Source organism: Streptomyces incanus (assembly GCF_042656345.1).
GTDB lineage: Bacteria > Actinomycetota > Actinomycetes > Streptomycetales > Streptomycetaceae > Streptomyces > Streptomyces incanus.
Genome location: NZ_JBHSPC010000038.1, coordinates 71,220 through 79,846, shown reverse-complemented (window position 1 = coordinate 79,846; position 8,627 = coordinate 71,220). Strand labels below are relative to the sequence as shown.

Genomic DNA, 8,627 nt, shown 5'->3' with positions numbered 1-8,627 from the left:
CCCTCGGCGATGGCGCGCCGAGGGCCGGGGCCTTCGTGACGGGGACGGGGCGTGCGGACGACCGTGTCAGACCGCGGTCGGGGCCTGGGGCTGTCCGGACGGGGTCTTTGCGGCGGCGTGCTCGGTGTCCAGCTCCTGGGGAGCACGGACGCCGGCCATGCCCACCACGGTCACGACCGCGGCCACCACGGCGGCGATGCCGCAGACCACGAAGGCGATGCCGAAGCCGCTGCCCAGCGCGTCGAGGGCGACGCTGTGCGCGGCCGACCCGGGGGCGCCGGGCGGCAGGCTGTTGACGGCGATCGGTCCGGCGGCCTGGCCGATCTCGGTGGCGGCGCCCAGCTGGTCGGGCGGCAGGTCCGCGCCGGCCAGGTTCGAGGAGAAGACCTTGCCCGCGTGACTGAGGGCGACCGCGCTGACGACGACCGGGCCCAGGGCGAAGCCGAGGTCGCGCAGCATGTTGGTGGTGGCGCTCGCCATGCCGGCCAGCCGGCCCGGCACGCTGTTCAGCGCGACGGCCGTGATCGAGCTGACGCTGAGCGCGAAGCCGATGCCGATGAGCCCGGCGGGCAGGACGAACGGGGTCAGACTCCGGTCGGTGACGTCCAGTTGGGTGCACAGGAACGAACCGATGGCCATCAGGACGAAGCCCGAGGTCAGCAGCCAGGTCGGGGCGACCCGGTGGAGCAGCCGGGAGACGACCGGGATCAGGACGAACGCCGGTCCCTGGAGCAGCAGGAACGGGATGGCGACGCGGAGCGGGTCCTGGTGCTGCACGGGGCCGAGCCACATGCTGATGGAGAAGCACGCGCCGAGGAAGGCGAGCATGCCGATGACCGCGACGACGGAGGCCACCGAGAAGGCGCGGTCCCTGAACAGGGTCAGGTTGAGGATCGGGGAGTCGGAACGCCGTTCGATCAGGAGGAAGGCGATCAGGAAGCACGCGCCGATGGCGAACCCGCCGATGACGTCCGGCTCGCCCCAGCCCTTCTCGGGCCCCTCCACGGCCGCGTACAGCACCAGGATGAGACCGAGCGCGAAGGCGATCTGGCCCGGGACGTCGAGACGACGGCCCTCGGGCGCCCTCGACTCGGTGGCCAGGGTCAGCGCGAGCACCATGCTCACGAAGGCCAGCGCGACGAGGACCAGGAAGGAGCCACGCCACGACCCGATCTTGGCGAACATGCCGCCGATGAAGGGGGAGAGCGCCGCACCGGCGGACAGGCAGCCGCTCCACAGGGCGATGGCGCGGGCCCGTTCCTGAGCACTGCGGGCGACGTCCGCGATCATGGTGAGTGATCCGGGGAACATGGCGCCGGCGCCGAGACCGTTCAGCGCGGCACCGACCCACAGCACCTGCACGGTGGGTGCGGCGGCCGCGACGACGCTGCCGACACCGACGAGCGCCGCACCCGAGGCGAGGAGCCTGCGGCGTCCGAACAGGTCGCCGAGGACACCGAAGGTGAACTCGAAGACGACCACGGCGATCATGAAGGCCGCCGTGATCCAGGTCAGCTGGGACCCGCGGGTGCCGAGGTCCTCCTGGAAGAGCCCGAGAAGCGAGGCCGGCAGGGCGTTGGCGACCTGGGCCACGAACACCGCGGCGCATGCGGCAGTAAGCGTGCCCGCGTAGCCCGGTATCCGGGCAGCCCCCGCGGCGGGGCCATGGGACGCCGTCGTCCCGTTGTTGAGCGTCACTGCGTTCTCCCTGACTGGGATGGTGAGACGGTTCGGCCCCTTGTGGCCGATACCGGTTTGGTGGTGAGCCGCCGCTCAGGGTGTGGGGGAACCGGGTCGGACGGCCCGGACGGGCTTTTGAGGCGCAGCGCGTGCGCCGGGAGCCGGGCGGGTGGACGGGTTCGTTCAGCTCCCCCGGGGGGCGGGGAACGTCGGGAACCGGTCGGCGTTGTCGTCGAGCACGGCACGCTGCTCGTCGCCGGTGAGGCAGGGCGCCGCGGATGCGGGAGCGTACGGCCGGGGGTGGCCGGCCCGGTGGCCACGAGGCCACGGCCGGGGCGGCCGAAGGCGATCAGCCGGTGGTCGGCCGCTGACACTCCGGCCGGACAGGCCCTAATGGCGTCCGGCGCGCAACGAAGTACCTCACTCGGCGAGTTCCTCTCTGAACCAGGGGCCGAAAAGTGCTGCGGCCTCATATCCGCGACGGGGGAGCTGGAGCGGTGGGTACGCCCGTCCGGCCACGGGTGAACGTGGCCCGGAGTGGGGGAGGGGCGCCGGGGGCGGGCTGTGGGAGTGGCGCGGATCAAGCGCGGTGACGGCGAGAATGGCACTTGGCTTTACGTCACGTCAAGGAAATGTTCGCTATGTATTGGAAGTAATCTTGGAGTGAGGACATCGAGGTCGGGCGCGGTGCCCGGCGCTACGATGAACGCCATGACCGCACCCACCGCCGACCCGCTGCCCACCCCGTCCGACACCACGCGACGGGGGCGCTGACATGGCCGGGCTGCGCGAGGCGCAGAAGAGGATGACCCGCCAGCTCCTGCTGGACTCGGCGCTCGACCTGTTCCGCGCCAAGGGCTACGCCGCGACGACCGTGGACGACATCGCGGCCGCGGCGGGCACCACGCGGGTGACGTTCTACGCGTACTTTCCGTCCCGCAGCGATCTGATGCGGGCGCTCATCGGCGAGTTGAACGAGAAGCTCGAGCGCGTCGACTCGCCCGCCCGCCGCTCCACCGCCCGGCGGCTCGTCGAGGTCGTCCAGGACGGCAGCCGCGAGGCGATCACCGAGTGGCTGTACGACATCTCCGGCCGTTGGGACTCCGTGCGGCCCCATCTGGTGGCCGCGTTCGAGGCGGCTGCGGTCGACCCGGATCTGCGCGGACTGGTGAACGCCTGGCTGGACGAGGCCGTCAGCGACGTCGAGGAGGGCCTCCACCGGGCCGGCCGCTTCGCACCCGACAGCCGCCACCTGCGCGGCGTCCTCGTCATCGCCCAGCTCGACCACGTCGCCCGCAACTGGACCCCCGGCCGCTGGAAGGCCGACCGCGAGGCCATGATCGACATCCTCGCGGAAAGCTGGACGGGCCTCCTGAGCGACGGCACCACGGAGTCACCGGCACCGGTACCGGCACCGGACCGGTCTTGACCCTCCGTCCCCCGCACCCCACGGGCGGACCGGCCCTGACCTGACCCCGTCCCGCCCACGCGACGGGCGACCCGTCGTGGGCCGACCGGCCGAGGGCGGACCCGTCGTGGGCCGGCCGGCTGCGGGCTGACCGGCTGCGGGCGGGCCCGTCGTGGGCTGACCGGCTGCGGGCAGACCCGTCGCGGCGAACCGGCTGCGGGCGGATCCATCGCGGGCCGGCCGGCTGCGAGCCGACCAGCCACGGGCAGACCCGTCGCGGGCCGGCCGGACGTGGGGCCGGAGCCGCTCAGGTCGTCGTCGCCAGGTCCGCGCCCAGGGCTCGGGCCGCCGCTTGCAGGGTGCCGACCAGGGACTGGAGGTCGTGCGGGTCGTAGCGGATGCCGGGCATGGAGATCGACAGGCCCGCCAGGGTCTTGCCCCCGTGGTCGCGGACCGGGACGCCGACGGCCACCAGGCCGCGCTCGGAGCGGTTCCGGTTCACGGCGAAGCCGCCCTTGAGGACACCCTTCAGCTCCTTGGACAGCCGGCCGAGATCCGGGCGGTCCTGCGGCCGGTCACGGTAGCGCTCGGGCGCGTACACCTCCGCCAGTTCCTCCTCGCTCAGCTCGGCGAGCAGCAGCAGACCCCCCGTCGTACGGTGGGCCGGGAAGACCATCCCCTCGCGGGAACCGACCCGCAGCGACTGGTGGCACTCCACGCTCGCGATGAACCTGGCCGTGTCCCCGGTGCGGATGGTGAGGTTCGCGGTCTCGTTCAGCAGGTCCACCACCCGGTGCAGATGGGGCAGAGCCGCCGTCCGCAGCCGTGACACGAGAGAGCGCGAGTGCGTCGCCAGCTCCAGCACCGGACCCGCGTGGTACACGCGCCGCTCGTCCCGTACCGCGAAGTCCCGGTAGACCAGCATGGCCAGCAGCCGGTGCGCGGTCGACCGGGCGACCCCGAGCCGCTCGGCGACCTGGGAGACGGTCAGCGCGCCCTCGAGCTGGAGCATCGTCGCGGCCCGCAACGCGTGGTCGACGCTCGCGATCGCATACGGCGGCGGCGTCTTGAGCGGCTTGTCCACCGAGGGCCTCCCGACGTTGGCTGTTCTGCTCTCCAGAATTTACATGTTCGTTCCGTGGACAAGGAGGAGGCTTGCTTACGTGACTACCTCATTCAGCACCCCCTCTGCTACGGGCTCTCCCGTCCGCCTGAGTGCCGTCAGTGCCGCGGACCAGCCCGACGTCACCCCGGCGCTCGAGGAGCTGTACCGGGGCTTCGAGAGCGAACTGCTCGTCCCGCTGTGGACCGAGATCGGCGACCTCATGCCGGCTCACCCGCGGTCCCGCGCCGTTCCGCACCTGTGGCGCTGGGAGAGGCTGCGGGAGCTGGCCGCACAGGCCGGCGAGATCGTCCCGGTCGGCCGAGGCGGCGAGCGGCGCGCCATCGCACTGGCCAACCCCGCCCTCGGCGGACGGCCCTTCGCCACGCCCACCCTGTGGGCGGCCATCCAGTACCTGATGCCCGGCGAGGACGCCCCCGAGCACCGTCACACCCAGCACGCCTTCCGCTTCGTCGTCGAGGGGGAGGGCGTATGGACGGTCGTCGGCCGTGACCCGGTGGCCATGCGCCGCGGCGACTTCCTCCCGCAGGCCGGGTGGAACATGCACGCCCACCACAATGCCACCTCCCAGCCGATGGCCTGGATCGACGGCCTGGATATCCCGTTCCAGTACACCAGCGAGTCCCAGTTCTTCGAGTTCGGCCGCGAAGAGATCAGCGACGCCGAGCGGATCACCCCGGACCGGTCCCGCTCCGAGCGCCTGTGGGGCCACCCGGGACTGCGCCCGGTCGCCGCCGGCTCGGCCGCCCCCGGCACGCCCCTGCTGGCGTACCGCTGGGAGCACACCGACCGGGCGCTCACCGACCAGCTCGCCCTGGAGAAGGAGGGCTTCGGCGGCACCGTCGAGCCCGGCCACGCCGCCGTCCGGTTCACCGACCCGTCGAACGGCGCCGATGTGCTGCCCACCATCCGCGCCGAGGTGCACCGCGTGGTGCGCGGCGCCGAGACCGCCCCGGTGCGCGAGACCGGCTCGTCCGTCTACCAGGTCTTCGACGGCTCCGGCACCGTCACCGTCGGTGACACCTCCTGGTCCGTCACCCGAGGCGACCTGTTCGTCGTGCCGTCCTGGCAGCCGCTCTCGGTGCGCTCCGAGGCCGGCTCCACCGATTCCGACTCCGGCGCCCTGGACCTCTTCCGGTTCAGCGACTCCCCGATCTTCGAAGCCCTCCGGCTCGACCGCACCCACGTGGAAGGAACCACCCGCTCATGAAGCTCGCCACCCTCCGTACCGACGGCACCACCAGGGCCGTCCGGCTCGACGGTGACGTCCTCGTCGACCTCGGCTTCCCCGACGTGGGCACCCTCCTCGCGCAGGACGACTGGGCCGAGCGCGCCGCCGCCCCCACCGCCGATGACGCGACGACGTACCGCGCCGAGGGCGCCGACCTCGCCCCCGTGGTCCCGCAGCCTTCCAAGGTCGTCTGCGTCGGTCTCAACTACCGCAACCACATCCAGGAGATGGGCCGGGACCTGCCCGAACACCCCACCCTGTTCGCGAAGTTCGCCGACTCGCTGATCGGCGCGACGGACGACATCGTCCGCCCCGAGGAGACCGAGCAGTTCGACTGGGAGGTCGAACTCGCCGTCGTCGTCGGCAAGCAGGTCCGCCGCGCCAAGGGCGAGCAGGCCGAGCAGGCCATCGCCGGCTTCACCGTGCTGAACGACATCACCACGCGCGACTGGCAGTTCCGCACCCGCGAGTGGCTCCAGGGCAAGACCTGGGACTCCACCACCCCCGTCGGCCCGTACCTGGTGACCCCCGACGAGCTGCCCGGCGGCGTCCGCCCCGCGCTCGACGTCAAGCTCACCGTGGACGACGAGGTCATGCAGTCCGACAACACCGGTGACCTGCTCTTCGACCCGGTCGCCCTGGTCGAGTACGTCTCCACGATCATCCGCCTCAACCCCGGTGACATCATCGCCACCGGCACCCCCGGCGGCGTCGGCCACGCCCGCAAGCCCGGCCGCTACCTGCTCGGCGGCGAGAGGGTGGTCACCGAGATCCAGGGCATCGGCCGTCTGGAGAACAAGGTCGTCGAGGAGAAGCAGGCCTGATGTCCCGCTCGTTCGACGACGCCCGCCGCTGGGCGGAGCTCGGCACGAACCTGGTGCTCGAGGCCACCGCCGACTTCGACGACAAGGCCTACGACGCGCCCAGCGCCCTGCCCGGCTGGCAGCGCAGGCAGCTCGTCGCCCACGTCGCCGCCAACGCGGACGCCCTCGGCAACCTCGTGCACTGGGCCGCCACCGGCGAAGAGACCCCGATGTACGCGTCCCCCGAGGAACGGGCCGCCGGCATCGAACGCGGCCTCGGCATGCCCGCCGCCGAACTGACCGGGTGGCTGCGCCGCTCCGCCGCCGAACTCGCCGCTTCCACGGCCGAACTCAGCGCCGGCCAGTGGCAGAACCCGGTCGTGACGGCACAGGGCCGCACGGTGCCCGCCACCGAGCTGCCCTGGATGCGCTCCCGCGAGGTGTGCGTCCACGCCGTCGACCTGGCCACCGGCATCACCTTCGCCGACCTGCCGGCCGATTTCCTCGGCGCCCTCTGCGACGACGTCATCGCCAAGCGCGCCAAGGCCCCCGGCCCGGCACTGCGCCTGACGGAGACCGACACCGGAGAGGTCCGGGAACTCCCCGGCGACGGCGAGCCGACCGTGCTCACCGGCCCGCTCGCCGAGATCACGGCCTACCTCACGGGGCGCGGGCACGCGCTCACCGCCCCCGACGGCGGCCCGGTACCCACTGTGGGTCCCTGGCTCTGAACGACCGGGCCGGATCCCCGGCTCAGACAGGAAGTACACGATGACCCCTGCGACCCCTCCCACCGAAGGCCGACCCGACACCATCATCGTCGGCGGTGGCATCGGTGGCCTCAGCACCGCCTTCGCCCTCGCCCGGGAGGGGCTGCGCGTCCGCGTTCTCGAACGGGCCAAGGAGTTCGGCGAGGTCGGCGCCGGCCTCCAGATCGCGCCCAACTGCACCCGCATCCTCGACGAGTACGGTCTGCTCGAGGAGGCCAAGGAACTCGGCGTGGTCCCCGAGAACATGGTCATGCGCGACGCGCTCGACTCGCGCGAGCTGGTCCGCCTCGACCTGGGCGAGCTCGAGCGGCGCTACGGCTTCCCGTACATGGTCATCCACCGTAGCGACCTGCACGGCCTCTTCCTGCGGGCCTGCCGGGAGGCCGGCGTGGACCTGGTCACCGACCAGACGGTCGTCGACTACGAGAACCTCGAGAACACGGCCGGCGGCGCCCGCATCACGCTGGCCGACGGCCACACCGAGGAGGCGCCGCTCGTCATCGCCGCCGACGGCCTGCGCTCCGTGGCCCGCCAGAAGCTGATCGGCGACGACGTCGTCAGCTCCGACTACGTGGCCTACCGGGCGGCCGTCCCCATCGACGCGGTCCGTGACAACGGCATCGCCGAGAAGGACGTCACCGTCTACGTCGGACCCCGCTGCCACTTCGTCCAGTACGCGCTGCGCGGCGGCGACATGTTCAACCAGGTCGCCGTGTTCCAGTCACCCAAGGCCCTCGCCGGGCAGGAGGACTGGGGCACCCCCGACGAACTCGACGCGGCCTTCGAGGGAACCTGCGAGACCGTGGGCAAGGGCATCCCGCTGATGTGGCGGGACCGCTGGTGGCAGATGATGGACCGCGACCCGATCGACACCTGGGTGCACGGCCGCATCGTCCTCCTCGGCGACGCCGCCCACCCGCCGCTGCAGTACATGGCCCAGGGCGCGATCATGGCGATCGAGGACGGCTGGGTCCTCGCCCGGCACGTCTCCCGGCTGCGCGCCGAGGACGCCGCCCCGTCGGCCGTCGACTGGGACGCCGCACTGGCCGCGTACGAGGCGGTCCGCGTCGAGCACTGCCGCCGGGTCCTGACGACCGCCCGCGCCTGGGGCGAGCTGTGGCACCTCGACGGCCCGGAGCGGCTGCAGCGCAACGCGATCATGCGGGGGCTCGACCCCGCCGAGTACGCCTTCACCGACTGGGTGTACGGCCCCACCGCGCTGTTCCCGGACGAGGAACCGCCCATGTTCCAGCCCATCCCGCTCGCCTCGGCCGACATCGAGCAGAGCGAGACCGCGGTGTCCGACGCCGCGCTCGCGGGCGGCGCCGCCCGCTGACGACGGCCCTCACCGCGACCGCCGACGAGGCGGTCGCGGGTGGGGCCGACGGGTCGACCGTCCTGGCCGGCGGATTCGGCCGCGCCGGTACGACCGACCACTGGATCTTGGCCGCCGCCCCCGGGGACGGGTGCATCGAGGAGACCTCCGGCGCCGCCGCCGAGGAACTCCGCGAAGGGCTGGGCGTCCGGTTCACGACTGACGTCGGCTCCGGACGACGGCGCCGAGCCCGAGGGCCCACCGCGGGCCCACTGACCACACGACGAAGGCCGGCCG

The 8,627-nt window shown here is 72.5% G+C and carries 7 protein-coding genes; 5 read left to right on the top strand and 2 right to left on the bottom strand.

Annotated features, from left to right (window positions below; all coding sequences use genetic code 11):
- Positions 1-66 precede the first annotated feature (66 nt).
- Positions 67-1,698, bottom strand: coding sequence for an MFS transporter (locus ACFP2V_RS15640; RefSeq protein ID WP_381211690.1), 1,632 nt, complete (start codon positions 1,696-1,698; stop codon positions 67-69).
- Positions 1,699-2,485: 787 nt separating this feature from the next.
- On the opposite strand from ACFP2V_RS15640, the gene ACFP2V_RS15635 reads away from it, so the two are divergent.
- Entirely contained in the window at positions 2,486-3,109 is a 624-nt protein-coding gene (locus ACFP2V_RS15635; protein ID WP_381211687.1) for a TetR/AcrR family transcriptional regulator, read from the top strand.
- A gap of 286 nt (positions 3,110-3,395) precedes the next feature.
- On the opposite strand, the gene ACFP2V_RS15630 is transcribed toward ACFP2V_RS15635, so the two are convergent.
- Entirely contained in the window at positions 3,396-4,172 is a 777-nt protein-coding gene (locus ACFP2V_RS15630) for an IclR family transcriptional regulator (RefSeq protein WP_381211684.1), read from the bottom strand.
- A 79-nt stretch (positions 4,173-4,251) separates the two neighbouring features.
- On the opposite strand from ACFP2V_RS15630, the gene ACFP2V_RS15625 reads away from it, so the two are divergent.
- From ACFP2V_RS15625 to ACFP2V_RS15610, 4 genes are read left to right on the top strand one after another with little or no spacing between them, the layout of a single operon-like run.
- Positions 4,252-5,421 carry a cupin domain-containing protein gene (locus ACFP2V_RS15625; protein WP_381211681.1) on the top strand — a complete coding sequence of 390 codons (1,170 nt, stop codon included), beginning with the start codon at positions 4,252-4,254 and terminating at the stop codon, positions 5,419-5,421.
- Positions 5,418-6,266, top strand: coding sequence for a fumarylacetoacetate hydrolase family protein (locus ACFP2V_RS15620; protein ID WP_381211678.1), 849 nt, complete (start codon positions 5,418-5,420; stop codon positions 6,264-6,266). Before ACFP2V_RS15625 ends, ACFP2V_RS15620 begins: the two co-directional genes overlap by 4 nt.
- A complete protein-coding gene (locus ACFP2V_RS15615; RefSeq protein WP_381211675.1) occupies positions 6,266-6,976 on the top strand; it encodes a maleylpyruvate isomerase family mycothiol-dependent enzyme in 711 nt (236 codons plus the stop codon). The genes ACFP2V_RS15620 and ACFP2V_RS15615 overlap by 1 nt, the downstream gene beginning before the upstream one ends.
- 40 nt (positions 6,977-7,016) lie before the next feature.
- Positions 7,017-8,351, top strand: a complete 1,335-nt coding sequence (locus tag ACFP2V_RS15610) for an FAD-dependent oxidoreductase (RefSeq protein WP_381211672.1) — start codon at positions 7,017-7,019, stop codon at positions 8,349-8,351.
- Positions 8,352-8,627: the final 276 nt, after the last annotated feature.

Excerpts from the sequence above, each read along its gene's own strand:
- ACFP2V_RS15635 (WP_381211687.1), top strand. The coding sequence starts at position 2,486 with ATGACCCGCCAGCTCCTGCTGGACTCGGCGCTCGACCTGTTCCGCGCC.
- ACFP2V_RS15620 (WP_381211678.1), top strand. The coding sequence starts at position 5,418 with ATGAAGCTCGCCACCCTCCGTACCGACGGCACCACCAGGGCCGTCCGG.
- ACFP2V_RS15615 (WP_381211675.1), top strand. The coding sequence starts at position 6,266 with ATGTCCCGCTCGTTCGACGACGCCCGCCGCTGGGCGGAGCTCGGCACG.
- ACFP2V_RS15610 (WP_381211672.1), top strand. The coding sequence starts at position 7,017 with ATGACCCCTGCGACCCCTCCCACCGAAGGCCGACCCGACACCATCATC.